The organism is Nocardia sp. NPDC051030 (assembly GCF_040683015.1).
In the GTDB taxonomy this organism is placed as follows: Bacteria; Actinomycetota; Actinomycetes; order Mycobacteriales; family Mycobacteriaceae; genus Nocardia.
Genome location: NZ_JBFBCD010000001.1, coordinates 556,387 through 580,926, shown reverse-complemented (window position 1 = coordinate 580,926; position 24,540 = coordinate 556,387). Strand labels below are relative to the sequence as shown.

Annotated in this window: 26 protein-coding genes and 1 tRNA gene; 17 read left to right on the top strand and 10 right to left on the bottom strand. The window is 66.0% G+C overall.

Features of this window, described 5'->3' with window-relative positions; genetic code table 11:
- Positions 1-65: 65 nt before the first annotated feature.
- From AB0N05_RS02625 to AB0N05_RS02600, 6 genes are all read left to right on the top strand, one after another.
- Positions 66-635, top strand: coding sequence for a hypothetical protein (locus AB0N05_RS02625; RefSeq protein WP_364686636.1), 570 nt, complete (start codon positions 66-68; stop codon positions 633-635).
- A 132-nt stretch (positions 636-767) separates the two neighbouring features.
- Complete coding sequence (locus AB0N05_RS02620; RefSeq protein WP_364686634.1) at positions 768-2,138, top strand: DoxX family protein; 1,371 nt, start codon at positions 768-770, stop codon at positions 2,136-2,138.
- Positions 2,139-2,179: 41 nt separating this feature from the next.
- Complete coding sequence (locus AB0N05_RS02615; protein WP_364686631.1) at positions 2,180-3,751, top strand: protein kinase; 1,572 nt, start codon at positions 2,180-2,182, stop codon at positions 3,749-3,751.
- Between the two features lie 143 nt (positions 3,752-3,894).
- Positions 3,895-5,400 (top strand): alpha/beta fold hydrolase, encoded by a 1,506-nt coding sequence (locus AB0N05_RS02610; protein WP_364686628.1) that lies wholly within the window; start codon positions 3,895-3,897, stop codon positions 5,398-5,400.
- 46 nt (positions 5,401-5,446) lie between these two features.
- Positions 5,447-6,142, top strand: a complete 696-nt coding sequence (locus tag AB0N05_RS02605) for a response regulator transcription factor (RefSeq protein WP_364686625.1) — start codon at positions 5,447-5,449, stop codon at positions 6,140-6,142.
- Entirely contained in the window at positions 6,142-7,446 is a 1,305-nt protein-coding gene (locus AB0N05_RS02600; protein ID WP_364686622.1) for a HAMP domain-containing sensor histidine kinase, read from the top strand. The genes AB0N05_RS02605 and AB0N05_RS02600 overlap by 1 nt, the downstream gene beginning before the upstream one ends.
- 7 nt (positions 7,447-7,453) lie before the next feature.
- Here AB0N05_RS02600 and AB0N05_RS02595 read toward each other — a convergent pair whose 3' ends face one another.
- On the bottom strand, positions 7,454-8,038 hold the full coding sequence (locus AB0N05_RS02595) for a hypothetical protein (protein WP_364686619.1): 585 nt from the start codon (positions 8,036-8,038) through the stop codon (positions 7,454-7,456).
- A gap of 198 nt (positions 8,039-8,236) precedes the next feature.
- On the opposite strand from AB0N05_RS02595, the gene AB0N05_RS02590 reads away from it, so the two are divergent.
- The gene (locus tag AB0N05_RS02590) at positions 8,237-8,932 is read left to right on the top strand and encodes a DUF2993 domain-containing protein (RefSeq protein ID WP_364686616.1); all 696 of its coding nucleotides are present in this window, start codon (positions 8,237-8,239) and stop codon (positions 8,930-8,932) included.
- A gap of 9 nt (positions 8,933-8,941) precedes the next feature.
- Here the strand turns inward: AB0N05_RS02590 and AB0N05_RS02585 are convergent, their stop codons facing one another.
- A complete protein-coding gene (locus AB0N05_RS02585) occupies positions 8,942-9,076 on the bottom strand; it encodes a hypothetical protein (protein WP_364686613.1) in 135 nt (44 codons plus the stop codon).
- Positions 9,077-9,142: 66 nt separating this feature from the next.
- Positions 9,143-9,760, bottom strand: coding sequence for an SRPBCC family protein (locus tag AB0N05_RS02580; RefSeq protein ID WP_364686610.1), 618 nt, complete (start codon positions 9,758-9,760; stop codon positions 9,143-9,145).
- A gap of 146 nt (positions 9,761-9,906) precedes the next feature.
- Between AB0N05_RS02580 and AB0N05_RS02575 the strand changes: the two genes are divergently transcribed.
- Entirely contained in the window at positions 9,907-10,506 is a 600-nt protein-coding gene (locus AB0N05_RS02575) for a TetR/AcrR family transcriptional regulator (RefSeq protein WP_364686607.1), read from the top strand.
- Positions 10,507-10,689: 183 nt separating this feature from the next.
- Positions 10,690-11,172, top strand: a complete 483-nt coding sequence (locus AB0N05_RS02570) for a DUF4189 domain-containing protein (RefSeq protein WP_364686604.1) — start codon at positions 10,690-10,692, stop codon at positions 11,170-11,172.
- Positions 11,173-11,180: 8 nt separating this feature from the next.
- On the opposite strand, the gene AB0N05_RS02565 is transcribed toward AB0N05_RS02570, so the two are convergent.
- Positions 11,181-11,642, bottom strand: a complete 462-nt coding sequence (locus AB0N05_RS02565; protein WP_364686601.1) for a helix-turn-helix domain-containing protein — start codon at positions 11,640-11,642, stop codon at positions 11,181-11,183.
- An 86-nt stretch (positions 11,643-11,728) separates the two neighbouring features.
- Here AB0N05_RS02565 and AB0N05_RS02560 point away from each other — a divergent pair, with 86 nt between their 5' ends.
- A complete protein-coding gene (locus AB0N05_RS02560) occupies positions 11,729-12,949 on the top strand; it encodes an MFS transporter (protein ID WP_364686598.1) in 1,221 nt (406 codons plus the stop codon).
- Here the strand turns inward: AB0N05_RS02560 and AB0N05_RS02555 are convergent.
- The 3 genes from AB0N05_RS02555 to AB0N05_RS02545 all read right to left on the bottom strand — a co-directional run bounded on the left by AB0N05_RS02555 (position 12,906) and on the right by AB0N05_RS02545 (position 14,178).
- Positions 12,906-13,250, bottom strand: coding sequence for a VOC family protein (locus AB0N05_RS02555; protein ID WP_364686595.1), 345 nt, complete (start codon positions 13,248-13,250; stop codon positions 12,906-12,908). The two genes, AB0N05_RS02560 and AB0N05_RS02555, sit on opposite strands and share 44 nt — an antisense overlap.
- A gap of 86 nt (positions 13,251-13,336) precedes the next feature.
- Positions 13,337-13,711 (bottom strand): avidin/streptavidin family protein, encoded by a 375-nt coding sequence (locus AB0N05_RS02550; protein ID WP_364686592.1) that lies wholly within the window; start codon positions 13,709-13,711, stop codon positions 13,337-13,339.
- A 143-nt stretch (positions 13,712-13,854) separates the two neighbouring features.
- Positions 13,855-14,178 carry a hypothetical protein gene (locus AB0N05_RS02545; RefSeq protein ID WP_364686589.1) on the bottom strand — a complete coding sequence of 108 codons (324 nt, stop codon included), beginning with the start codon at positions 14,176-14,178 and terminating at the stop codon, positions 13,855-13,857.
- A gap of 562 nt (positions 14,179-14,740) precedes the next feature.
- Here AB0N05_RS02545 and AB0N05_RS02540 point away from each other — a divergent pair.
- The gene (locus AB0N05_RS02540) at positions 14,741-15,811 is read left to right on the top strand and encodes an acyl-CoA desaturase (RefSeq protein ID WP_364686586.1); all 1,071 of its coding nucleotides are present in this window, start codon (positions 14,741-14,743) and stop codon (positions 15,809-15,811) included.
- A gap of 74 nt (positions 15,812-15,885) precedes the next feature.
- On the opposite strand, the gene AB0N05_RS02535 is transcribed toward AB0N05_RS02540, so the two are convergent.
- The 3 genes from AB0N05_RS02535 to AB0N05_RS02525 all read right to left on the bottom strand — a co-directional run bounded on the left by AB0N05_RS02535 (position 15,886) and on the right by AB0N05_RS02525 (position 17,584).
- Positions 15,886-15,961, bottom strand: a tRNA-Ala gene (locus AB0N05_RS02535).
- Between the two features lie 162 nt (positions 15,962-16,123).
- Complete coding sequence (locus AB0N05_RS02530) at positions 16,124-16,744, bottom strand: TetR family transcriptional regulator (RefSeq protein WP_364687439.1); 621 nt, start codon at positions 16,742-16,744, stop codon at positions 16,124-16,126.
- A 102-nt stretch (positions 16,745-16,846) separates the two neighbouring features.
- Entirely contained in the window at positions 16,847-17,584 is a 738-nt protein-coding gene (locus AB0N05_RS02525; RefSeq protein WP_364686583.1) for a uracil-DNA glycosylase, read from the bottom strand.
- Between the two features lie 119 nt (positions 17,585-17,703).
- On the opposite strand from AB0N05_RS02525, the gene AB0N05_RS02520 reads away from it, so the two are divergent.
- From AB0N05_RS02520 to AB0N05_RS02495, 6 genes are all read left to right on the top strand, one after another.
- Positions 17,704-18,366: a trimeric intracellular cation channel family protein gene (locus AB0N05_RS02520; protein WP_364686580.1), complete on the top strand. Its 663-nt coding sequence runs from the start codon at positions 17,704-17,706 to the stop codon at positions 18,364-18,366.
- 166 nt (positions 18,367-18,532) lie between these two features.
- A complete protein-coding gene (locus AB0N05_RS02515) occupies positions 18,533-18,976 on the top strand; it encodes a GyrI-like domain-containing protein (protein WP_364686577.1) in 444 nt (147 codons plus the stop codon).
- Positions 18,973-19,410, top strand: a complete 438-nt coding sequence (locus AB0N05_RS02510; protein ID WP_364686574.1) for a GyrI-like domain-containing protein — start codon at positions 18,973-18,975, stop codon at positions 19,408-19,410. Before AB0N05_RS02515 ends, AB0N05_RS02510 begins: the two co-directional genes overlap by 4 nt.
- A gap of 305 nt (positions 19,411-19,715) precedes the next feature.
- Complete coding sequence (locus AB0N05_RS02505) at positions 19,716-20,420, top strand: hypothetical protein (RefSeq protein WP_364686571.1); 705 nt, start codon at positions 19,716-19,718, stop codon at positions 20,418-20,420.
- A complete protein-coding gene (locus AB0N05_RS02500; RefSeq protein ID WP_364686568.1) occupies positions 20,417-22,564 on the top strand; it encodes an Rv1355c family protein in 2,148 nt (715 codons plus the stop codon). The genes AB0N05_RS02505 and AB0N05_RS02500 overlap by 4 nt, the downstream gene beginning before the upstream one ends.
- A gap of 67 nt (positions 22,565-22,631) precedes the next feature.
- Positions 22,632-24,449, top strand: a complete 1,818-nt coding sequence (locus tag AB0N05_RS02495; RefSeq protein WP_364687437.1) for an EAL domain-containing protein — start codon at positions 22,632-22,634, stop codon at positions 24,447-24,449.
- Positions 24,450-24,540 lie beyond the last annotated feature (91 nt).

Genomic DNA, 24,540 nt, shown 5'->3' with positions numbered 1-24,540 from the left:
TAGTACAGAGAATTCTGTATTCAGAAAATCCTGTACCTGACCGGCCCGTGCCGCATACTGACACGATGACCCAGGATGGACAGCGCTACCGCGGAGCGCGATGGACCGCCTGGTTGTACGAGCGGCATTCCGAGGCTGAACTACAGGGCTGGATTCAGCGCCTGCGCTGGTTCCGTTACTGCCGGGCAGTCGGCGGGCACGCCAATGATTGTGACGAGCTGCGCTTGGCGCTGCGCGCGGAGACCGAACACGAGCTGCTCGCTCTCTTTGTGGCCCTGGGGATTACCCCGGAATGGATTCCCGACGACGCTCCCCAACCGGTCCCCGGTGTCGCCTACACCCCCGGCGAATACGCCCGCTTCCCCTCTCGCATCCCCGAGTTCCCCGGCCTCGCGCAGCCCGGCCACCTCGCCATCACTGGCGAAAAAGCCTTCGCCTGGGCGTCTTCCGGGCGCCTGGCACTGTCTCTCTCCGATCCCGACACTGTCTATGAGGTCACCGAGCGGGCCGTAGCGGCGGCGGTCGCCATCGAATCGGCCTTGGCCGACCTGTCCGCCGCGATCATCGACCCGCCCCTGGATGACCCGCACTGCCTCTGCCCGAAGTACTACCCGCATCTCTGGCCCGCGCCCTAGGGGAATCGGGGCACGAATTTCGGGGGCACGGGGGATCGGGGCACCGGTTTTGCCGGATATGCCTGGAGTCATCGTCACCATAACGTTCTCGCCCGCAAGGAAAGTGGCTGCGAGGACTGTGGAGGGGGCGACGTGGTGGCACAGTTGGCGGCCGAAGTCGATGCTCAGGAAGAAGACTCGACCGAGGCCGAGAGATGGCATCCGCTGGTGCGGGTGGCATTCCGGTTCGGGCTCGTCTCGCTGGGGATCGGGATGGCGGGGGTGTGGCTGGCGCAGGCGGTGCTTCGCTCGGTCGGGGTGCCGCAGCAGACGGTGGTCGACGTGTCGAAGTGGCTCGCGCTGCATCCGCTCACCGATTGGGTGGGGGATCACCTCTTCGATACTCGGATCGATTACACGCGCACCGGCAGTGGCGATACTGCGGCGCAATGGGTTTCGGTCTTCGCCGTACTGATGGTCTCCGTGCTGGTCACCGCCGTGTGGTCGGTGCTGGATCGGCGTCGGCCCAACTATGCGCGGCTGTACCAGTCGTTCCGGCTGCTGCTACGCATGTCCCTGGTGAGCGCCTTCCTGCTGTACGGGATGGTCAAACTGCTGCCCTCGCAGATGACCTTCAGCCTGGAGAAGCTGGTCGAACCGTTCGGCGATATGAGCCCGATGACGGTGTTGTGGACGCAGACCGCGCTGTCGGAGCCGTATGAGATCGCCTTGGGCGCAGCCGAACTCACCGCCGCGCTATTGCTGGTGCTTCCGTTCACGGCGGGGCTGGGGTCGATCCTCGCCGTCATCGTGGCGCTGCAGGTGTTCCTGCTGAACCTCACCTTCGACGTGCCGGTGAAGCTGTTCGCCTTGCAGTTGCTCGTGTACGCACTGGTGCTGGCCGCACCCGATATCCTGCGCATCGTCAAGGCGCTGATCGGCCGTGCGGTTCCGGTCCGCGCATCGATGCCGCTCGTCTCGACACCGCGCGGGAACCGAATCCTCTTGGTGGCGCAGGTGTTGTTCGGTGCGCTGCTGTTGTTCACCGCGGTCTCCGAAGGGCATGACGCCTGGAGCACCTACGGCAATGGCAGGCCGCAATCCCCGCTGTACGGCATTTGGAATGTCACCCAGTACACCGTCGCGGGCCAGGATGTCCCGGCACTGGTCGATTACAGCGAGTCGCCGCACAATGCCCAGGCTCTCAGTGCGAATGACCGCTTCCGGCGCATCATCTTCGATATCCCGAACGGTGTCACCGCCCAGCGCATGGACGATTCGCTGGTGTCCTTCCCGGCCGAGATCGACACCGATCGTCAGACCCTCTCGCTCTCCAAAGATCTTGCCCACCAATGGAAGATCGCAATCCTCGGATATCAGCAGCCGCAGACCGATCAGTTGATTCTGACCGGCCAGATCGGTGGCCGCCCGGTGCGCATGCAATTGGATCGAGTGGACCTCGACCGCTACCCCGCCGTCTCCCGCGGCTTCCACTGGGTGCAGCCCGCCCCCTACTACCGGTAGGGTGCACCGGCACAGCCTGTTGTGTGCCGGGGAGGATCGTCGTGGGCTTGGAGCCGGGGGCCGTATTTGCCGGGTTCGCCATCGAGCGACTGCTCGGTGCGGGCGGTATGGGTTCGGTGTATCTCGCGGGGCATCCGCGATTGCAGCGCCGGGTGGCATTGAAGGTGCTCGCCGAGACGTTCACGGTGGATCCGAAAACGCGCGCCGCCTTCGATCGGGAGGCGACTCTCGCTGCGACACTGGAGCATCCGAATATCGTCCCGGTGTATGACCGCAGCGCCGCCGACGATGTTTCGTTGTGGCTGGCCATGCGCTACATCGACGGTGGTGACGCGGCCGTCCTGTTGAATGATCACCCGAGCGGGCTGGCCCCGCAACGTGCCGTGCGGCTGGTCGCCGATGCGGCGCACGCACTGGATTACGCCCACGCGCAAGGCGTTTTGCACCGGGATGTGAAACCGGCGAACCTGCTCATCGAGAACAATCGCCGCACGGGCGAGCACGCGGTGCTCACCGATTTCGGCATTGCCCGCACTCTCGACGACACCGTCACCCTGTCCGGCATCGCCGCCACCTTCGCCTATGCCGCGCCGGAGCGTTTCTCCGACGTGCCCGCCGACCACCGCGCCGACATCTACTCCCTGGGCTGCACCCTCTTCCAACTCCTGACCGGTCAGCCCCCCTTCGCCCGCAAGGACCAGGCCGCCGTCATCGGCGCACACCTGACCGCGCCACCCCCCTCACCGCGCGCCCTGCGCCCCGATCTCCCCGCCGAACTCGACGAGGTGATCGCCACCGCCCTGGCCAAATCACCACAGGACCGGTACCCCAGCTGCACCGCCCTCGCCGAGGCCGCCGCGCGCACCCTGCCACCCGCGGTGATCATCCGTCCGGAAGCGACACGGCCGGTGGTGGTCTCGGTCGGCAAGATGCCTCGCCGGACGGCCGGGCCGACGGTCATTCGTGATGCGGTGCCACCCGGGGATACGCCGGTCCCGGGTGATCCGGCCGCGCCGACGGTCATTCGCGAGCCGGTGCCGCCCGGAGATGTGGCGGCCCAGCATGATCCGGCCGGGCCGATCATTGTTCGCGAGCCGGTGCCGTCGGTCGACGTGGCGGTCCTGGATGAGGCCGCGGTACCGACCGCGGTTCGCGCCTCGGTCGCGCCGGTGCCGCGCCTGACATTGCCGCCGGAGCGCATCCCCGAGCCCGCCGTCGAGGCGGGTGATTCGTCTCGCCGCCGCCGGTTCGCGGTGGCGTCGGGGCTATTCCTGACCGGTGTCGGCGTGGTGGTCGGCGCGGCCTTCGCAATGCGCGGCAACTCCGAATCGTCGGGCACTTCATCCGGCCCGGTGAGTTCCTCCGCCAGTGTGTCGCAACAAGTTACGCCGACGACCACACGTGCTCCGAGCAGTGTGCCGCCGACTTCCGCGCCACCGTCCTCCGAGGCCCCGCCGCCGGTCGAAACCCCGCCGCCGGTTATCTATGAGCCGCCCGCCCAGCAATCGCTGCCCACGGTCCCCGCCACCCGGCAGTCGAATCCGACCGCCGAAGCGCCGGTGATCGTGCCCCAGACCCGGACGCACCAGTGGCCCGGGGCGGACCAGAACTGAGGCGCGATGCCCGCGCTGGGCGGCGGCGCGGATTCTTACATTGTTTTGTCATTGGCTTGGAAGCGCTTTGACGTTTGCCGCACAAGATCGCTGTCAACACCCGGTATCCGCCGGGCTCGGCACGATCGAAGTGGAGTTTCGGCATGCGCAGCATGGTGCGTTCAGGGATCGGTCTGGCATTGGCCGCCGCGGTCATCGCGGGAGTGGTCACGGGGTGCGGTGATGGGCCGTCGAGCAGTCCGGCGCGCGCCGACTGGTGCCCGACGGTGGAGGGGCATCAGGTGGATTGCGGTGTGGTGGAACGCAAGCTGGTGGCGGACAAGCCGGAACTCGGTAATGTGGAGGTGAGTTACGCGCTGGTGCGGCGCAGCCGCGTCGACGCACCGTCTGCCGGGACGATCACCCCCAATCCGGGCGGGCCGGGCGTCCCGACCATCGCGCATGCCGCCGAGGCCGTGCAGATTTCGCAGGCCTTGCTCGACGATCATGATCTGCTGCTGATCGACCCGCGCGGGACCGGCCTGTCGAGCCCGATGAACTGTGGTGTGGACACCGAGACGTACCCATTCGAAACCCGCGAACAGCAATTGCGGGACGTGGCGCGATGCGGTGAGCAGCTCGGTCCGCGTGCGGCGGGCTACACCTCGGTGGCCACGGTCGATGACTTCGATGCGGTCCGCGACCGGCTCGGCATTCCGAAGCTGGTCCTGTACGGCATCTCCTATGGAACCTACCTGTTGCCGATCTACGCCCAGCGGTACCCCGACCACGTGCAGTCGATCGTGCTCTCGGGCGCGTACCCGCCCGACTTCGACCGCACTCAGCGCCCCAATGCCGAAGCGGTATCCCTTGCCCTGCAACGCATCTGCGAACGCAGCCGAGTCTGCGACGGCGATACCGCGGTCTCCGACCTGCGTACGGTCGCCGATCGACTGCGGACCCAGCCGATCCCCGTCGAAGGCCCGAACCCGGTGCTGCTCACCGAGGGTCTGCTCGGAAACCTGATCTTCGAAGTCGGCTCCACCAATGTGGGCGCGCATCCGGAGGAACTCACCCCATTCGGAATGCTCCCCGCCGCACTGCATTCCGCAGTCCGCGGTGACGACGGCCCGCTGCGCGAGTTCGTCACCCGCAGCACCGCCGAGCCGGGCTACGAGAACATCAATGCCTACCTCGCGGTCGCCTGCAATGACTATCAGACGCTCTGGTCCCTCGATGCCACACTCCCGCAACGGGAACAGCAGTACCGCGACGCCCTCGCCAAGCTCGCACCGACCGGACTCGGCGCGTTCAGTGCGGAGGGCTTCGGCGCGGCCCAGCGCGACGGTGGTGAATCCTGCATTCGCTGGCCCGGACTCGAGGATCATCAGCGACCCGATCAGATGCGCGATGCGCTGCCGGATGTGCCGGTGCTGGTGCTCTCCGGTGATCTGGACGCGATCACTCCCGACGTCAATGGCAAGCTGGCCGCCGCTCGCTTCCCGCACGCCACCTTCATTTCCGTCCCCAATACGGGGCATGTGCCGGATCTGGAGCCCAGCGGCTGCATCGCGGGCATCGTGGATCGCTTCATCCGCACCGGCGAGGCCGGATCGACCGCCTGCGTGGCGGCCATCCCGCCGATCGCGGTGACCCCGGTCACGAACTGAGCGGCCGCCCACCATGACGACATCTACCACTGACCACAATGGCCCGATGGCGGTTTCGAACTCGGCAGTCCCCTCGGTGCTCGTCGTCGAGGACGATCCGAATGTGCGCAGCACCCTGGACCAGCTCCTGCGCTTCGAGGGCTATGAGGTGCGGCTCGCCTCCGACGGCCAGGAGGCCCTGGAACTGCTGGAACAGCAGCGCCCGGACCTGGCGGTGGTGGATGTGGTCATGCCGCGGCTGGACGGGCTGTCGCTGTGCCGGTTGCTGCGCCGCCGCGGTGACCGCTTGCCGATCCTGGTGCTCACCGCACGCCATCAGGTCGGTGACCGGGTCGCCGGGCTCGACGCGGGCGCGGACGACTACCTGCCCAAACCCTTCGATATCGAGGAACTCCTCGCCCGCCTGCGCGCCCTGCTGCGGCGCAGCGCACCCGAGGCCGAGGATATTCTCACCATCGCCGACCTGACCTTGAACCCGTCGACCCGCGAGGTGCGACGCGACGGCCGGGAGATCGAGCTGACCCGCACCGAATTCGATGTGCTGGAGCTGCTCATCCGCAACCAGCGGGTCGTGCTCTCCAAAGGTCAGATCTATGAACACATCTGGGGCTTCGACTTCGATACCGAATCCCGGTCGCTGGATGTCTATATCGGCTACCTGCGCCGCAAAACCGAGCAGTACGGCGGACCCCGTCTGATCCACACCGTCCGCAATGTCGGCTACACCGTGCGAGCGGTGTAATGCTGCGCGCCAGAATCACTTTCGTCGCCGTGACGGCCGTGGTCGCCGCCATTCTGGTGACGGTGGTGTCGGCCTATCGCATGGTGACGCCGCTCATCGCAGACCAGATCGACCGCGGCCTGGCCGATCGCGTCGACACCGTGCTGGCCATCCTCGGCACGACGTCGCCGCTACCGGTGCGACCGGATATGACCGAGCAGCTGCTGACTCCCGACTGCACCGTCACGCCGCTGATTCCGGGCCGAGATCCCTTGCCGGTGAGCGACGCCGACTGCGCGGTGGCTCGAACCGGTTCGGGCACAGCCGAAACCGATGTGGTCGTCGGCGGCAAGAATTACGGCGTCCTCACCAAGGCCCGCCCAGGCGGTGGCGCGGTCATGGTGAGTCAGAATTATGCGGAGGTCAATCGCGTCGACAGCGAATTCCAATGGCACGCAACCTGGGTCACCGCGCTCGCGGTCGCCGTGGCGGCCCTGTTCAGCTGGTTCGCGATCGGGCGCATTCTGCGGCCCATTCGTCGGCTGGCCGATACCAGCGCCCGCATCACCACGACCGGCGATCTCACCGCGCGACTGCCCGACGCGGGTAGCGGCGAGGTCGGCGACCTCACCCGAAGTTTCAACAGCATGCTTGCCGCACTACGGGTTTCGCGTGCCCAGCAGCATCGGTTGGTCGAGGATGCCAGTCATGAACTGCGCACCCCGCTGACCTCGGTGCGCGGCAGCGCCGAACTGCTGCAACGGGCCCGAGGCCGACTCACCCCCGAGGACGAGACGAAGGTACTGGCTACTCTCGTGCAGGAGGCCAAGGCCCTGGATGCTCTGGTCGGCGAACTGGTCGACCTCGCCACCGATCGGCACACCACCGAACCGGTGAGTGTTCTCGCACTGCCCGATCTGGCCGAGGACTGCGCGCAACGATTCCGGCGTCGCAGTGGCCGCACCATCACGGTGATCGCCGACGATCCGGCCGAAGTGTCCGCCCGCCCACAGGCTTTGGCCCGGTGCGTGGACAACCTCCTGGATAACGCCATCAAATACAGCCCGGCCGACATCCCGGTCGAAATCCGCGTGCACGGGACTCGGCTGTCGGTTCGCGACCATGGCCCCGGGATCGCCCCGGACGATCTGCAAGCCGTCTTCGATCGGTTCTATCGCGCCGAGGGCACTCGCTCCACCCCTGGCTCGGGCCTCGGCTTGGCCATTGTCCACGACATTATTTCCACCCACGGCGGTACCGTGTCCGCCGTCAACCACCCTGACGGCGGAGCCGAAGTCGGATTCCAACTCCCGCAATCGAAGTGACCCCGGCTCAGTTCTGCGGCCACAGCACCGGATCCTGCTGGCACAGGCTCGCGGAGTTGGTCGACGGCACCCGCCCGGTCCCGGAATCGAAGGTCCACTGCGAAATCGGCCCTGCCGCCTTCCAGAACAGCGTCCCGTCCCCGTCGGCCACCACCTCGTACTGCGACTCGCTCCCGTCGATGAGCTGCGAGCCCACGCAATAGTCGGTGTATTCGGTACCCGGTTGCACCGCACCGGCACTGAACACGCCCGCCGGTCGCATGGCCGCCCCCGGATTCGCCACGGTGCTCGCCCGGTTCACCGCCGCGCCGTGAACCCAGCGCGGCGCACCGCCCTGATCCGTACAGGTGTATCCGGAACCCCCGGCGACGACCGTCGACCCCGCCGCGAAACCGCCTCCGTTCCAGAGACATTCGGCGGTGGCTGGGCCGGGCGTCGCCCCCGCGACCGCCGCGCCGACAAAACTCACGGCGGCGACCGCCGCCACGGCGCAGGCCATACCCCGCACCCAGACCGGCCTCGCACCGGCTGATGACCGCCGATGCTTCGGCGAGGCGGTGCGAACAGTGGAATCAGATTCGATGGTGAGCATGTCATCGACGCTAGAAATCCCCGGCCCGCTCACACCTCCCGCTACGGAGCTGTTCCGGCGTAATACCGCGGTGTGACAGGGTATTCACCTAGGTATTTCGCCCGGCCAGTAGCTGATCGAACACCGCGCCGTCTCCCGTTGGCGCTGCGAAGCCGCCAGCAGCAAGCATGATGGTGGGATGGCTGAGCGGGTGAGCGCATGCGCGCGTTATTGATACTGATCGTTGTGCTGGCGATCGCGGTCGTCGTGGGAGATCGGGTCGCGGTGGTGGTGGCGCAGGATGAGATCGGGCGCACCATTGCCAAGGAGTACAACCTGCCGGAGCGGCCGAAGGTCGAGATCGGGGGGATTCCGTTCTTGACGCAGGCCATCGGCGGGAACTATCGGGATATCGATATCCGGGTCGGTGAGTGGAGTGGGCAGGGCATTACTGTTCGCGACCTCGAGGTGTCGCTGAGCGATGTGTCCGCGCCGCTGAGTGATCTGCTCAATAGCCGCACCGAGAACTTGGTCGCGGGGACTGCCACGGCTACGGCGGTGGTCCCCTATGACACTGTGCGGGGGTACGCGCCCGAAGGTGTGGAGTCGATCTCCAATGGGCCGAACGGGCTTCGGGTTACCGGGACGTTCTCGGTGGAGGGGCTGCGGGTACCCGCGACGGTTGTCGTCACCGTCGCGCCGACCGACGACGGGATCGAAGTGACTCCCGTGTCGGTGCAGTCCGCGTCGGGCGGGCCGACGATTCCCCTGGCCTTGCTGCGCAGCAGCCTCACCTTCACCGTGCCCTTGCAGAAGCTGCCGCTCGGGGCACGGCTGACGGCCATCCGGCCGGACACGGATGGACTACATGTGACCGCTGTAGCCCACTCCGTGCGGTTCTCGGACCTGCCGTGAATCCCTGCATCAGTGGCGGGCGGGACCGCTGCCCGCGCCGGAAACCGTGATCGCGATGGCGATCTCCTCGAGGTCGGCGGGCGTCAACTCCAGCGACGCCGCGTCGATCCAGCCGTCCACCTGAGAGGTCTTGCGCGCGCCCACGATCGCACCGGGTCAGGCAGTGCCTGCGTTTGCCTAGGCACGCCATGACCAGACACACGATCTTGCTCACCCCTCGGCGGCGGTCTGCAGGTTGGCCAGCCAGGCTTCGAGACCCGCGCCGAGGAAGCTGGTGGAGGTCGGGACATCGGCTTCGACCTGGGTGCCCTTCCAGTTTTCCTCGGTGCGCACCAGGACGCCGCCATCGACCGGGGTGAAGGTCCAGACATGGGTGCCGCCTTCGATATTCAATCCGTCACCGAGCGCCGGTCCGGTCCAGCGCAGGCACCGCTCGTACTGCATCTGATGGACGGTGGACGTGATGGTCAGCGTGGTCGCGGGCGTCCTGTCGGTGGCGGGAACCGGAGTGGTCCAACGGAACTGCGAATCCGCCTGCAGTGGACCGGAATCCAAGCGCTTCATGCTGGTGACCGGCTGCTGCCAGGACGGCCAGCGTTCCACATCGGTTTGCAGGTTCCAGATCGTGTCGAGCGGTGCGTTGATCAGCGCCTCGGTCCGGTAGTGGATCGGGGCGGCGGGATCGATGCCCTGTCCCTCGCAGGTGAGCGGGGCCGAATCCGCCGCGGGGCCGTCGGCGAGCGCGGGTGTGGCGGTGGCGCTGAGGACTCCGGCAGTCAGTGCGATGCCGAGCAGGATGGTCCGTCCGCTGCGTCGAGTGATGTTCATTGTCTTCCTCCTGGTTCCCGGCCGATCCGAGGATCGGTTACGGCTTGTCGCGTTAGTTAGAAGCTATAACGCACAAGCGATTAGAGTCAATAGTAAAAGTGATACCTTCTAACCAAACGTCGTCGACCAGCGAGAAGGAGTGCCAGATGACAAGCGGCGGTGCGAAGAGTCCGCGGGAGCGCTATCGCGAACAGATGCGCGCGGAGATCAAACAGCACGCCTGGGAGCAGATCGCCACCTCGGGCGCGTCCGCGCTGTCACTCAATGCGATCGCCAAACAGGTGGGCATGAGCGGCCCGGCCCTCTACCGCTACTTCTCTAGCCGCGACGAGTTGATCACCGAACTCATTCGCGACGCGTACCGCAGCCTCGCCGATACCGTCCGGGCCGCCTTCGACTCCGGAGCCGACGTGGCCGGGCTCGCCTACGCCATACGCGAATGGGCGCAGCATGATCCGCAGCGTTACTTCCTGATCTACGGAACACCCATCCCCGGCTATCACGCGCCCGCCGACACCACGGCGATCTCGGACGAGATCATGACCGTGCTGCTCGAGGCCTTCCGGCGACTCCTCGAAAACCACACGCCAGCAACCGAATCAATGAACCCTCAACGGCGAGCGCTGTCCTTCTGGACCCGCGTGCACGGTGAGGTATCCCTGGAACTCGCCGGACACTTCACCGGCATGGACTTCGATCCGGCCCAGCTGTTCGCCGACGAGATCGACCAACTGTCCACCCCGTGATCGCCGCTGACACGATTCGGTAAGCGAGGAGGCGGGCGCGACGATCAGCAGGACCATGCGGAGCGCCATCAATCCGCCGATTGCATCCATGCCACATGCCAGCGGGCGAAAGATCTTGCTCTGCGGCACGATTGCCGCGATGATCTCCGGGTTACATTGCGGCTGAATTTCAGGGGTCATCACATGTCATTGTCGGGAAAGGCCGCGCTGGCCATGGTCGCTCCGGCAGTGGCGGCGCTGCTCGCCACCGGAAGCGGGACCGCGCATGCGGCCGGGGACCTCTACGGTGCGATCGCCGTCTATTACACGCAGCAATCGCATGCCACGGGTGTCGGTGTGGCGGCGGACTTTCCCACACAGAATGCTGCCGATGAGGCTGCCAAGAATGCGTGCAATGCCGACAAGTGCGTCGTCATGGCGCAGATCCACAATGAGTGCGGTTCGGTGACCGAATACGACGCCTGGGCGGCATGGACGAATACCGTCGAACCGGTCTACACCACGGGGAAAGGTGCGACAGCCGCTGCTGCGCAACAGGCCGCTATGGACCGGGGCAATTACGGAATGTCCTTTCCCAGCACCGCCGCACTCTTCGCGGTGGGCGCGGCCCGAGTGGTGAAGCCGTTGTTCCTCCTGGACACCATCTGCACCTCCAACGCCGGTTGATACCAGGCCTATTCGGCTTCATCCACCTTGTGAACCCGGGTGGTCGCCGCGGTGGCGTGCTTGCCCGCGCGGGTTTCGGCTCGTAGCTGGGCGACGGGCTTGCCGTCGCCGTCCACGAGGGTCGAGTGCGGCTCATCGCCGGTGAAGGCGTGGCGTTCTCCCCACTGCCGCAACGCCACGATGGCGGTGAAGAGATCCGCTCCGGCGGGGGTGAGTTCGTAGCTGTGCCGCTTGCCGCCCGGGGCGGTGCTGGTGGTCAGGATGCCGTGCTCGACGAGCTTGCGCAGTCGGTCGGTGAGGATGTTCTTGGCGATCCCGAGCCGCTGCTGGAACTCGGTGAAGGTCGTCGCACCGTCCATGGCGTCACGCACGATCAGCAGACTCCACCGGTCGCCCACCAGATCTACGGTGCGCGCGACGGGGCAGAACGGATCGGTCCACTGACGGTCGGAGCCGAGTGTCGTTGTCATGGAGCCTTCCTCGCGATCGGTTGCGATTTGAAACCATTATGCCTTACGGTCGAATGGTTGCGTTTTGCTACTGATTGGGAGGTCTGGTGCAGACAGGAATCACACGGTCGCAACGATTCGTCCTGGCCTCGGTGTGCGCGGTGGCCGTCTCCGCGATCTACGCGATCCAGCCGGTATTGGAGGCGGCTGGCCGCGAGCTCGGGCTGGCATCGGGATCGCTGGGTCGCTTGGTCGCGGCCGGGCAGATCGGCTACTTCCTCGGATTGGTGCTGCTGGTTCCGCTCGGCGACGTGGTGAATCGACGTCGGCTCATCGGTGTGCTGCTGAGTCTTACCGCGATCGGGGCCATGATCACGGCCCTCGCCCCGAACGGTCCCGTCGCGGTGACGGGGCTGGCGGTCGCGGGGTTGTTCGCGGTCGTGGTGCAGGTGACGGTCGCCTACGTCGCGGCCGCCTCCGCGGCCAGCGAGCGGGGACGCAATATCGGTGCGGTCACCTCGGGTGTGGTGATCGGGATTCTCGGCGTCCGCGTCCTCGCGGGCGTACTGGGCGACACGATCGGCTGGCGTGCCGTGTACGCGCTGATCGCCGTGCTCTGCGTCGTTTTGGCAGGCACAGTCCGCGTGACGCTCGAACCTGACCGCAGAACCCCGGGCACGCAATACGCGCAGGTGCTGGCATCGATGGGACGCCTCGTCCGCACGGATCGCCTGTTCCTGAGCCGGGGCCTGATCACGTTCTTCGTCTTCGCGTCCTTCGGAACCCTGTGGAGCGGACTGGCTCTCACGCTCAGCGCCCCACCGTGGAACTTCGGCACCACCCAGATCGGCCTGTTCGGAGTGGCGGGCCTGGCCGGAGCGCTCGGCGCGGGCCGCGCGGGGCGATGGGCCGATTCCGGTCGCGCACAGGCGATCACGGGCTCCGCCCTGGTAGTGCTCACCGCCTCGTGGCTGCCGATCGCCCGGACCGAAGCGACCCTGTGGCTGCTCATCGCCGGGATCATCCTGCTCGACTTCGCCGTCCAGGCAGTGCATGTCAGCAGCCAGCACCTGCTGACGACCGCACACCCCGACCGCGCCGGGAGCGTCATCGGCGCGTACATGGCGTTCTATTCCCTCGGATCCGCCCTCGGCGCGATCACGACCACCTGGGCGTACACCTCATGGGGATGGTCGGCGTCCTGCTGGACCGGCGCGGCCTATGCCCTGGCTGCCCTCACGGTGTGGGGACTGACACGGAGGATCGGCCGAGCCGGATTCCAGATCAAGCCTGGGCGAGACCGACGACGTTTCCCTGCGCATCCTTGACGATCGCGACCAGCTTCCCGCCGCCGACGTCGTGGACGTCTTCCGTCACGCTGCCACCGGCCTCCACCAACGCTTTGACCTGGCCATTGATGTCATCCACGGTCCAGAACGGGGTCGCCCCGATCATGCCGCGCTGTTCCCCATTCGGGACCAGCCCCACGGCGACCCCGTCAGCCGTCTCGAAGTGCACGTAATACGGCTGGTCCATGACCGGCTGAACCCCGAGCAACGCCGTGAACTGGGCCTTCGCCGCCGCGATATCGCTGACCGGGTACAGGATCGCATCGATCTTCTTCGTCATCGGAGTGCTCCTTCTCTGTTCTGAACTCCGTCGACCCAAACGTTATGGCGGTACCCCCACCCGCTGCTTCTTGATTCCTGATCGTTTCAAGAGCGAGTGAAAGTGTCGCTATTGGTCAGCACGGCATGCGCCCAGGGGAGGGTGACAAGTTCGGGCGGAGCGCCCGGCCGAGGCGGTTTGACGGCCTGATCGGCCACCAGATGCCAGGCGGCGTGAAGATTCCCCTCCCGCAGCAACCCGGTGAACGAGCAGATAGCAGGGATATCGCCCGCCGCGACGAAGGAGAACTGCGCGCAGGGACCGACATGCAGTCCCATGATGGGGACTTCGGTCCCTGCGAAAGCGCTATCACTCAGCGCGGTTTCGAAGGTGCCGCTCAGAGCACCTCCGCTGTCATCCGTAATGGTGAGGCGCGACCCGTATTCGTTGCGCCATATGCCTTTCCAATTCGTATCGGCCATGCTGTAGCTGTACCCACGACGGCCGGTGCGACACAGAACCGGCCTATTCATGCACAATCACCCCTCAAAATGCGGGAACCTGACGCTCGAGGGCGATTAGTGCATGAAAAAGCCGGATTGGCTTGATCGATGTCTGTCTGTGCCTAGGGGTTATAGATCTCGACGTAGGCGTTGGTGGCCACGGCGAGGATGCCCGGACCCACGCCGGTGCATCCCACGGAGGTGCGCTGGCCCGACGGGGTGAAGGGGTAGCTGAGCACCTTGTAGGAGCCGATGGTCATCAGCGGGAACGGCCCATTGCCGTAGAGGCCGACGCAGTCGAGGTGGAGCACATAGTTCGATCCGCCGTCGGGCGCGCACACCGCGGATGCGTCGAATATCCCCTTCGTCACGGTGCAGTCCTGCGGCGCAGCCTGCGCGCTACCCGAACCAATGACAGCGGCGAAGCCCAAACCTGTAATGCTCACGGCCGCAATCCGTGTAGCGATCCCCAATGTCCTTCTCATGAAAGCCCTTCAACTCGAGTCGCGGGTGTATCTAGATCAGATGCACCCCACACTACGAACCCGAGTATTCGAAAGGTATCGGGCGAATGCCCCAACTTGCCGGGGGTTACCGCCCGCGTCTACTGGCACCCCGCCCCAGACAATCTACTGATCTTCGACCGCGGCCCAGGTTTCGCCTGTACGGTCAACCTCGGCGCCGAACCGGCCGCCGTCCCCACACCCGGTCACCCACTCCTGTCAAGCACCGCCGAGATCGAAATCCACGGCAGCGCAGCGTATCTCCCCGGCAACGGCACCACATGGTGGAGTGCCGAGTAGGACCCCGCTTAACCATGGTCGGCGGATGGCAAGGCTCGGAGCGGTGGCATCGGACGCCGGGCGTAGGTCTGCTCGGGGCTCGGTATCACACCGCAGTCCGATTCCCTGTCATACCAAGGGATTACATGGGTTGAGAATCTGGTCGATAGTTTCGGTGTATCGAAATCGTCACCCGTCCCGATGCACCGAGCTCTCAGGAAGATCTATGACGACACCGGCCTTGATCCCAGAGCCAATCCCTCGGTCACCGCGGCGCGGCGGCGCCGACGGCGATTACGCCCGCCTATTGCACCGGATCTCCGACGCGGGCCTGATGAACCGGCGTCCCATCTACTACGCCGTCCGATTCACCCTCGTCGGCATTGCGTTCGTGGCCGGGTGGGCGGCGTTCATCCTCGTCGGCGATTCGTGGTGGACGCTCGTGGTCGCCGCGTGCATGGCCGTGACATTCGCTCAGGTCGCACTGCTCATGCACGACGTCGCGCACCGCCAAGTCTTCCGGCTGAGGCGGCCGACAGAACTCATGGGCCGGCTCGTAGGCAACGCCGGTATAGGCCTGGCATACGGCTGGTGGCAAGACAAACACACCCGCCATCACGCTAATCCGAACCACGAGGAACTCGACCCCGACGTCTCTCCCGACATCCTGGTCTGGTCACAACGGCAAGCACGAGCCAGCCGCGGTCCGGCCCGTCTCATCGGAAGAGCGCAGGCGTTCCTGTTCTTCCCCCTGCTGATGTTGGAGGGCCTGAACCTCCACGTGGCCGGCGTCCGTGCGCTCAAAAACCGATCGATCAAACACCGCAGATCAGAGGGCGTCCTCCTCTTCGCCCACTTCGCCGCCTACCTGGCCGCACTATTCGCGTTTCTCCCTGCCGACAAGGCCTTCGCATTCCTCGCCGTCCACCAGGCGCTGTTCGGCCTCTACATGGGCTGCATCTTCGCCCCGAACCACAAGGGCATGCCAACCCTGACCGGCAACGACCGCCCCGACTACCTCCGCCGCCAGGTACTGACCTCCCGCAACGTGCGCGGCGGCGCGCTGACCGACCTAGCCCTCGGCGGCCTCAACTACCAGATCGAACACCACTTGTTCCCAAGCATGCCAACCCCGAATCTGCGTCACGCCCGGGTAATCGTCCGCGACTACTGCGCCGAAATCGCTGTGCCCTACCACGAGACCGGACTGATCTCCTCATACAGCGAGGCACTGAAGCACCTGCACCACGTCGGCGCTCCCCTCCGCACCCCCGACCGACACCCGGACGCCAGCTGAAAACGACCTCGGGGCCGGTACCGCAGAATCTGCGATACCGGCCCCGAGGGGTTCGGTCTGTGCAATAACCGATTTGGTGGAGCTAAGGGGAATCGAACCCCTGACCTTCTCGATGCGAACGAGACGCGCTACCAACTGCGCTATAGCCCCAGCCGCTGACCGTTTCCGGCCTGCGGTGGAAAACTTTAGCAGGTGGGGCGGGTGGGCGCCGAATCGGCTGGTTGGAGCCGGTTTTTTGGGATGCGGCGGGGTGGGCAAGTTCCGGGACGAGAGCATTCGCGGCGTATGCGACGCGCTGGCCCGGATCGACGGTTAGGCGATCGACTCGCTGTAGGACTCCACTACGCGCAGAAACAGTTCGGTGCGATGCGCGCGGACAGCCGGATTGTCCGGTTCCAGCAGGCATTGGGTGAGGGTGCCGTCGTGGACGGCGATCAGCGCGCGGCCCAGCGCCGCCGGATCCGGAACGCGGCGGCCGGACCGCTCCAGCAAGGTCACCACCACCGGCGTGAGCGCCCCGCTGATCGCCTCCTCGCGCGCGACCATGATTCGCCGCAACGCCGGATTTCGCAGGGCGTGCGCGGTGAATTCGGCGGTGATGCGAAACCATTTGTCGTCCAGGGGAACCGCGCTCAGCACCTGTTCCATCGTCGATTGGGCGTGACGGCCGTCGAATCGGTGGTCGCGGACCCGGATATCGCTATCGAGCACCTCGGTGACCTGCGCCAGCATGTGCGCCGAGCGTTGCTCCCACATGGCGAGGAACAATTCCTCCAGCGAGGTGAAGTTGGAGTAGAAGGCTCCGCGCGTGAATCCGGCCCGCTCGCAGATCTGCTCGACGGTGGTGCGGCCGAACCCGTCGTCGGCGAAGGCGTCGAAGGCGGCATTCAGGAGGCGCTGGCGGGTTTCGGAACGTCGGCGCTTGGCCCGCACCGGTGCGGCGTCGGCGGAATCCGCGGCGACCTCGGGGCCGACGCTGCCGTTGGTGGAGTTGTCGGCCCTGCTCACGCACCGAATACTAGCGAATTCGCCTGTTCAGCGGCGCGGGTGCAGTCCGGCGGCGGTCGCGGCGTCGGAGAGGACGGATTCGAGCATGGCGGGGGTGAGCCTGCCGGTGAAGGTGTTCTGCTGACTCACGTGATAACTGCCGAACAGATGCAGCGGCGCCCGATCGGATCCGGCGGGCGCGAGCAGGATGTGCGCGCCGTGACCGAAGCGGGGCTTGGGTTTCGGTATCGCCCAACCGGATTCGGCCAGTGCGGGCAGCAGCGCCTGCCAACCCCACGCGCCCAGGACGACAATCGCGCGCACGGTCGGCGCGAGCAGCCCCAATTCCTTTTCCAGCCAGCCCCGGCAGGTATCGCGTTCGGTGGGCGTGGGCTTATTGTCGGGCGGCGCGCAGTGCACGGGCGCGGTCACGCGGGTCCCGATCAGCCGCAGCCCGTCACCCTGGGCCACGCTCGTAGCCTGATTACTCAGCCCCACCGCGTGCATGGCGGCGAAGAGCACGTCCCCGCTGCGATCCCCGGTGAACATCCGCCCGGTGCGATTGCCGCCGTGCGCGGCCGGGGCGAGCCCGACCAGCAGCAGCCGCGCATCGTCCGGGCCGAGCCCCGGAACCGGCCTGCCCCAGTAATTTTCGTCACGAAAGGCGGCGCGCTTGTCGTGCGCGACCTGCTCCCGCCATTCGACCAGGCGCGGGCAGGCGCGACACTCGATGAGCTGGGCATCAAGCTCGGCAATTGTGCGGCACACGAACTGATTCAACCTCATCCGGCAAGGATCCGGCCCATGACGGTGACTCTGGAGGCCCACAGAGTCCGACATACCCGGCCGGGCATACTGTTCACCGATAGCCGGGAGTTTGCGATCGTGAAGGGAACCACCCCTGAATGAGTAATCTCGTCGAGCTCGGCAGCGCTGTCGACGCGGCGCAGCAGGTGGGAAATATGGTGGGCGTGTTCGCATTCGGCGCGTCCGGCGCGCTGCTCGCCGTGCGGCGGCGATTCGATATGGTCGGCATCGCCGTGCTGGCGGTCTGCACGGCCACGGGCGGCGGCATTCTGCGCGACCTCATTATCGGCGCGACACCACCGGCGGCATTCGTGCACCTGAGCTATGCGACGGTCGCCCTGCTCTCGGCAGTCCTCATCTTCTTCTGGCATCCACCCACCCGCGTCACCCGCACGCCGCTCAACGTCGCGGATGCCATCGGCCTCGGCATCTTCTGCGTGACCGGCACGGTAACCGCCTTCCAGCACGGACTTTCGGCGACCTCCTCGGCCGCGCTGGGCCTGGTGACCGCGGTCGGCGGCGGCGTCATCCGCGATGTGCTGGCGGGTGTGACCCCCAGCGTGCTCAGCGACGGCGAGCTGTACGCGGTGCCCGCTCTGCTCGGCTCCGCCGCGACGGCCGCGCTGCTGCATCATGGCCAATACACCTTCTGGACTGGCGGTTTGGCGGGATTGGGTGCCGTGGCCCTGCGCCTGATCGCACTGTGGCGGCATTGGCACGCGCCGCGCGCCCGCCCGCATCGCCGCCGGAATCCGGAATAGTCCGAACCGAAATGGGGGTCCTGGACCGATGGCTAGTTTGCTAGCCCAAAAGGCGCGGAGAGGCGGAGCCGCAGTCGTGTCTGCCGGAACGGTCGATCGTGGTTGATAGCATGGCGAAGGTTGGCCGATGGGCTGTGCAAAACACCTCCGGAGAGAGTTCCTTCCCATGCAGTTCGAGATCGTAGAGCGGGACGAGACGTGGGTCGCCGGGCTGCCGGTACGCAGCCCCAAACGTGCCCTCGGAGAGCTGCGCGACCACGATCTGGAAGTCGCCTGGGCCGCCGTCCTGCATCAGGAATTGGGCGGCCCGCTGGCCTCGGCCTACACCGACTACGCGGCCGAACTGGGCACCTACAACACCCAGATCGTCGGCTATCAATGCGCCTCCTTCGACCGGGTCACGCGCGGGCACGTGGTGGCCCGCCTACCGCGCGGCACCTACGCCAAGTTCTCCTCGGTCGGCGCCTTCCCGCAGGTGATGACGGACCTGTGGACCCAGATCGCCTATGCCGAGGAGCACAAGCACATCAAGCGCACCCACACCGGCGATTTCGAGTGCTACCCGCACGCCTACAAGATCGATCTGTATCTGGCGGTCGAACCCTCATGACCTATTCGATCGTGGTGCGCCCGGGCGGCGTCTATGGCGGTCTGGTGGTGCCGCGGGTGCGGCCCAGCTTCAAGGTGAGCAATAGCGAGCTCATCGAATTCCTGCGAGATCGCCTGCGCGACCGCAAGGACGCGGACGAGCGCCCGCTGGTCACGGTCTATGTTCCGGACCCGGCAGGCAACTACAACGTGCTGGTCGCCTACGAGTACCCGACGGCGGAGGCCGCGCCGGTCGGCGATGTGCTGATCCGCGTCCCCAAGGGCATCTATGCCTGCTTCCGCCCGAACGGCGACTATCACGATCCGGCCGAGGATGTCTGGGCTCAGGTGGATGACGCGACCGCTTCGGCGGAGATCACCCGCGCCTACCGCGAGGAGATCGAGATCTGGTCGGGGCCGTCCGAACTGGAACTCTTCATCGCCATCCTGGCCTGATTGCCAACTGTTAGCTAACCGAGAACCAACTGGTCTTGTCGCTGAGTTTCATGACTGATAGCAATGGTTTGACCAGGGTGAATTTCCGGGCGTGTGATTGGGTTTCGGGTGATTTGCCGGACGCCTGGACAATTTTAGGTGGCTGGCGGATACTCCCCTAGGTGCCTGCGCCATGCAAGTTGATACAAGACCGTATCGACCGCAAGCGTTCGGCATCCGCGCGGCAGATGGTGCAGTGATGGAGTGGGAACTTTATGGCAGTCGATCCGATCATATTCGACCCGCCGGTAGGTCCTGGTGGTGACATGCTCCGACTTCGGGACGCACAGTCCGGTTGTACGTTCCTGTTCGGGCCGCCGCAGGCCGATCCGGTGCTGTGGCGTCGCTACCTGGACGGTGCGCTGCGGGCCTACCGACATTACGGGGCCGGGAACGCTGTCGACTATGACGCGTGGATCGATGGTTCATCGACTGCACTGTTCGCCGTAGCGCTCGATTCGGACGGCCAGGTCGTCGCGGGAGTGCGTGCCGAGGGGCCATTCAAACATGTCGACGAGGTGCCCTCCGTTGCGGGCTGGGCCGGTCTGCCTGGCGAGAATGCCTTCCGGAAGATGGTCGCCGACCAGATCCCAGACGGTGTCTACGAGTGCAGGACCGGTTGGGTCAAGCCGGGAATCGAGCAACACTCCGCATTGGCCGACTGGGTCGCACGGGCCATCATTCATTTCATCCCGATGCTGGGGGCCAGGTTCTCGGTCGGTGCGGCCGCCGAGCACGCGCTCGCTCTGTATCGCCGGGGTGGCGCGAGGACGGCGTGGTGGATTCCGGCGTCGTCGTATCCGGATGACCGCTACCGCACCGTGCCGCTGTGGTGGGATATGCGGACCTTCCGCTTGCTCGCGGCGGACTCGCAGGTTCGGGCGATCGATGCGGAATGGGCCGCGCTGAGCGCCGACGGACCCGTTCCTCCGGCCTCCTGGTTGAGTGACGAGGGCCGAGCTCAAGCATGACGCACAGTGACTTCACGGAAGGCGGGCACCGGCCGCTGCCACTCGACGAGCGCAATCCGGAAGATGCGGCTCGAATCCGAAGATTTCGGGCTGAAGGTCGCGTCGAATTCATCGACAAGCGGGATTTGCTGCGCACGGAATTCGCGAGTCTTGTTGCGCCACCCGAATTGTCCGAAGGGCCCGAGGCTGATCGGTGGGTTTATTACCCGTGGCGCCGCGCCGTGGTTGCTCTGCCCGGTCCGCAGTTGTTGCGCGCGCTCCGGCTCGACCGGAATCGCAACATACTCACCGGCCCGGAACAGGAATTGCTTGCCGGACAGGTGATCGGGGTGGTCGGGCAGAGTGTCGGGCATGCTGTCGCACACACACTCGCGTTGGAAGGCATCTGCGGGCGGCTCCGGCTGGCGGATTTCGACGGTATGGAACTCACGAACCTGAACCGAGTGCCGGGCACCCTGTTCGACCTGGGCGTGAACAAGGCCGTGGTCGCTGCTCGGCGGATCGCCGAACTGGATCCGTATCTGCCGGTGGAGGTGTTCGAGAAAGGGCTCGACGACGAGAACATCGATACCTTTCTGGAGGGTTTGTCGATCGTTGTCGAAGAGTGCGATTCACTCGACATCAAACTCGCGGTTCGTGAAGGCGCGCGCCGACACCGAGTGCCGCTGCTCATGCAGTCCAACGACCGAGGGCTGTTGGATGTGGAGCGCTTCGATCTGGAACCTGGGCGCGAGCCGTTTCACGGTTTGCTCGGCGACACCCGTGCCGCGGATCTGCGCGGCCTTTCGACTCGGGACAAGGCGCCACACGTCATCCGAATTCTCGACGGCCGCAATCTGTCCGACAAGCTCGCGGCCAGCATGGTGGAAATCGGGCAGACGCTGAACAGCTGGCCGCAGCTCGGTGGCGATGTCCAGCTCGGCGGCGCAGCCGTCGCCGCGGCCGTGCGCCGGATCGGGCTTGGGCAGAAGCTGCCGTCCGGGCGCACCAGGATAGATATGGAACGGTGCCTCGACGATATTGCCGAGCCGCCCCCGGCCGTCGAATCGACCTGGCCGGAACAGCGACCGGAGGAGTCCGCTCCACCGGCCGGAATAACGGCAGTACTGCATGCCGCCCAATGTGCGCCCTCGGGCGGCAATGCACAGCCGTGGACGCTGCGGGCCGATTCCGGCCGCATGACGATTTCCCTTGCGCCCGAACGATCTTCATCCATGGATATCGGCTATCGCGGCAGTGCGCTGGCAGTCGGAGCGGCCCTGTACAACGCGCGCGCCGCGGCCGCCGCAGAGGGCTTGCTGGGCGAGAGCGAACTGCACTCCGATGGACCGGCTCGGCTCACCGGTGTCCTGAGGTTGGGCGGTGGCTCCGATCCGGGGCTGGTTCGCGACTATCCGGCTCTCCTCGCTCGCCACACCAACCGGTCCGACGGGACCGGCGCACCCGTGCCCGCGGCGGTCCTGCAAGCCCTCGCGACGACCGCGACCGCGGCGGGCGGACGGCTGCGCTGGGTTGCCGATCGATCCGAGATGGACAGTGCCGGAGAACTGCTCGCGGAATCGGACCGGGTGCGGTACCTGACACCGCGTCTGCACGAGGAGATGTTCGCAGAACTGCGCGGACCCGGTGAGGATCTGCGTAGCGGGCTGGATCTGCGCACGCTGGGGCTGCCTCCCGATGAGCTGGTCAAACTCGAGATCGCCGGTCGCGCCGACGTGGTGGCGCAGCTTCGCGCATGGTCGGGCGGTACGGCTCTGGGGGATGCCACCCGCGACAAGATCCGGTCGAGCTCGGCCGTCGCGGTGGTCACCTATCCGGCGCCGGCACCGGACGACCTGGCCGAGCTGGTCACCTATGCGAAGGCCGGTGAGACACTGCAACGGGTATGGATCGAGGCCGAGCGACAGGGGCTGGCGGTACAACCGGTATCCCCGGTCTTCCTGTTCGCACGACGTTTCGACGAACTGTTCGCTGTTTCCCCGGAGTTCGCCGATACACTAGCGTCACTTCAGGGTCGTTTCCTGGACTTGTTGGGTGTTCCACAGAGCGAGTTGATGGGTTTGGTGTTGCGGTTGAGCTACGCGGCGGACGTCAAGCTCCGAAGCCGCCGCCTCCCCGTACCGCAAGCGGACCTTTTCAGCTAGTGCGATCGGAGACAGAGTGCCTCGGCAAACGCTCGACTCGCTGGTGACGCAGGTTGCCTCCGAGCTGATGAGTGTCGACGCCCACACGATGGTGGCGTCGAGTGAGCGAGTGTTGTCATGGCTGGTCTCGCACTTCGATGTGGATTTCAGCTACCTGAGGCATACGGACCGGGAGAACCGGCTGTCGATTCTGATCGCCGAATGGCCACCCCGAGCCGTCATTCCGGACCCCGATCCGCTGAGAGTCGCGCGGTTCGACGAGTCGGATGCGGTATTCGCCAGCCTCGAGTTCGCGACGGAGCCGTTCCTCGTTCGCCCGACCCCCGAGTTCGAGGACTATCAGCGCGTCATCCGGGTTTCGTCGGGTTTGTCGGAGGTATCGGTAGCGTCGGTACCGCTGGTGTCCCGCGGAGAACCGACCGGGGTGCTCGGTTTTGTCAAAGAGGGTGACCGCGAGTGGAGCACGCGGGAACTCAATGTGCTCAAGGCGATTGCCGCGCTGTTCGCGCAGTTACAGGCGCGCGTGGTGGCCGAGGAGCGGCTGCGCTATATCGCCATGCACGACGATCTGACCGGTCTCGCCAATCGGCGGGCGCTGCTCGAGCACATGGAGGAGCGCCTGCTCCCCGGGGGTCCTGGACCGGTCGCCGCCTTCTTCCTCGATCTGGACCGGTTGAAGGCGCTCAACGATTTTCTCGGCCACACCGCCGGTGACAATTTCATCCGCAAACTGGCGACCCGCCTGCGGGAGCACTTGGACCCGGCCGACATGATCGCCCGGCTCGGCGGCGACGAGTTCGTCATCGTCCCGGCCAAGCCGATGGATGCCAGTGCCGCCGATGTGGAGGCCGCCCGGATTCAGCAGCTCATCGCCCGCCGCGTCACGGTCGGCGGGGAGACGGTGAGTCGCGGCGCGAGCGTCGGTGTGGCGCTCGGCATTCCGGGGGAGACCACGGTCGCCGATGTGCTGCGCCGTGCGGATCATGCCCTGCTGTCGGCGAAGTCGAGCGGCGGCAATGGGGTCGCGGTGTTCACCGATGCCATGCGCGCGCAGTTCGAGTTGCAGGACGATGTGGAGTTGAACCTGCGCGGGGCGGTGTCGGACGGCTCGTTGTTGCTGCACTATCAGCCCGAGGTGGATTTGCGGACCGGGCGGGTGGTGGCGCTCGAGGCGCTGGTGCGCTGGCAGCATCCGACCCGGGGCCTATTACCGCCGGGCGCGTTCGTCGGCGTCGCGGAGGCCACCAATCTCGCTGGTGAGCTGGGGCGCTGGGTGATTCGCTCGGCCTGTGAGCAGTTCGCGAAGTGGCGGCGGCGCGGGCTGGCCTCGAATGTGGTGATCCGGATCAATGTGTCGCCGGTGCAGCTGGTGAGTCTGGACTTCGTGGAGACCATGGAGGGGATTCTGCGGCGCTTCGGCATCGACGGGTCCTCGGTGTGCTTGGAGATCACCGAGCATGTGGTGGTGCAGGATCTGGCGCGCACCCAGGTGACGCTGCGCGGACTCAAGCGGATGGGCGTGCAGATCGCCATCGACGACTTCGGCACCGGGTATTCCTCGCTGTCGCATCTCAAGGCGCTGCCGGTGGACGCGGTGAAGATCGACCGCGGGTTCGTGCAGCGGCTCGGGGCCAGTGCGGACGATCTCGCCATTGTGAAATCGATTGTCGGACTGGCGGGTTCGTTCGGTCTCGGGGTGGTGGGCGAGGGTGTGGAAACCACTGTCGCGGCCCGTACCCTGGTGGCGCTGGGCTGCTATCGGGCGCAGGGCTTCCTGATCGCGCGGCCGATGCCCGCCCATGAGGTGGAGGAGCATCTGGCCGCCGGGCGGATCGCCTTGGACCTGGATCTACCCGGCACCGGCGGTCGGCCCGCCGCACCTTAGGTGCTGGTCCGGCACTCGTGAATCCCCGGAAAATTGGGGCGTAATCGTGAGTCCGGCAACTCGCGAACAGTAATGTTCGCGTAGTAGCGTT

What these genes read in the sequence shown, in the direction of transcription:
- AB0N05_RS02595 (WP_364686619.1), bottom strand. Translation starts at nt 8,038, where the DNA reads ATGCTCACCATCGAATCTGATTCCACTGTTCGCACCGCCTCGCCGAAG.
- AB0N05_RS02570 (WP_364686604.1), top strand. Translation starts at nt 10,690, where the DNA reads ATGTCATTGTCGGGAAAGGCCGCGCTGGCCATGGTCGCTCCGGCAGTG.
- AB0N05_RS02550 (WP_364686592.1), bottom strand. Translation starts at nt 13,711, where the DNA reads ATGGCCGATACGAATTGGAAAGGCATATGGCGCAACGAATACGGGTCG.
- AB0N05_RS02540 (WP_364686586.1), top strand. Translation starts at nt 14,741, where the DNA reads ATGACGACACCGGCCTTGATCCCAGAGCCAATCCCTCGGTCACCGCGG.
- AB0N05_RS02575 (WP_364686607.1), top strand. Translation starts at nt 9,907, where the DNA reads ATGACAAGCGGCGGTGCGAAGAGTCCGCGGGAGCGCTATCGCGAACAG.
- AB0N05_RS02605 (WP_364686625.1), top strand. Translation starts at nt 5,447, where the DNA reads ATGGCGGTTTCGAACTCGGCAGTCCCCTCGGTGCTCGTCGTCGAGGAC.
- AB0N05_RS02600 (WP_364686622.1), top strand. Translation starts at nt 6,142, where the DNA reads ATGCTGCGCGCCAGAATCACTTTCGTCGCCGTGACGGCCGTGGTCGCC.
- AB0N05_RS02625 (WP_364686636.1), top strand. Translation starts at nt 66, where the DNA reads ATGACCCAGGATGGACAGCGCTACCGCGGAGCGCGATGGACCGCCTGG.
- AB0N05_RS02520 (WP_364686580.1), top strand. Translation starts at nt 17,704, where the DNA reads ATGAGTAATCTCGTCGAGCTCGGCAGCGCTGTCGACGCGGCGCAGCAG.
- AB0N05_RS02590 (WP_364686616.1), top strand. Translation starts at nt 8,237, where the DNA reads ATGCGCGCGTTATTGATACTGATCGTTGTGCTGGCGATCGCGGTCGTC.
- AB0N05_RS02500 (WP_364686568.1), top strand. Translation starts at nt 20,417, where the DNA reads ATGACGCACAGTGACTTCACGGAAGGCGGGCACCGGCCGCTGCCACTC.
- AB0N05_RS02555 (WP_364686595.1), bottom strand. Translation starts at nt 13,250, where the DNA reads ATGACGAAGAAGATCGATGCGATCCTGTACCCGGTCAGCGATATCGCG.
- AB0N05_RS02565 (WP_364686601.1), bottom strand. Translation starts at nt 11,642, where the DNA reads ATGACAACGACACTCGGCTCCGACCGTCAGTGGACCGATCCGTTCTGC.
- AB0N05_RS02580 (WP_364686610.1), bottom strand. Translation starts at nt 9,760, where the DNA reads ATGAACATCACTCGACGCAGCGGACGGACCATCCTGCTCGGCATCGCA.
- AB0N05_RS02510 (WP_364686574.1), top strand. Translation starts at nt 18,973, where the DNA reads ATGACCTATTCGATCGTGGTGCGCCCGGGCGGCGTCTATGGCGGTCTG.
- AB0N05_RS02525 (WP_364686583.1), bottom strand. Translation starts at nt 17,584, where the DNA reads ATGAGGTTGAATCAGTTCGTGTGCCGCACAATTGCCGAGCTTGATGCC.
- AB0N05_RS02515 (WP_364686577.1), top strand. Translation starts at nt 18,533, where the DNA reads ATGCAGTTCGAGATCGTAGAGCGGGACGAGACGTGGGTCGCCGGGCTG.
- AB0N05_RS02495 (WP_364687437.1), top strand. Translation starts at nt 22,632, where the DNA reads ATGAGTGTCGACGCCCACACGATGGTGGCGTCGAGTGAGCGAGTGTTG.
- AB0N05_RS02505 (WP_364686571.1), top strand. Translation starts at nt 19,716, where the DNA reads ATGCTCCGACTTCGGGACGCACAGTCCGGTTGTACGTTCCTGTTCGGG.
- AB0N05_RS02610 (WP_364686628.1), top strand. Translation starts at nt 3,895, where the DNA reads ATGCGCAGCATGGTGCGTTCAGGGATCGGTCTGGCATTGGCCGCCGCG.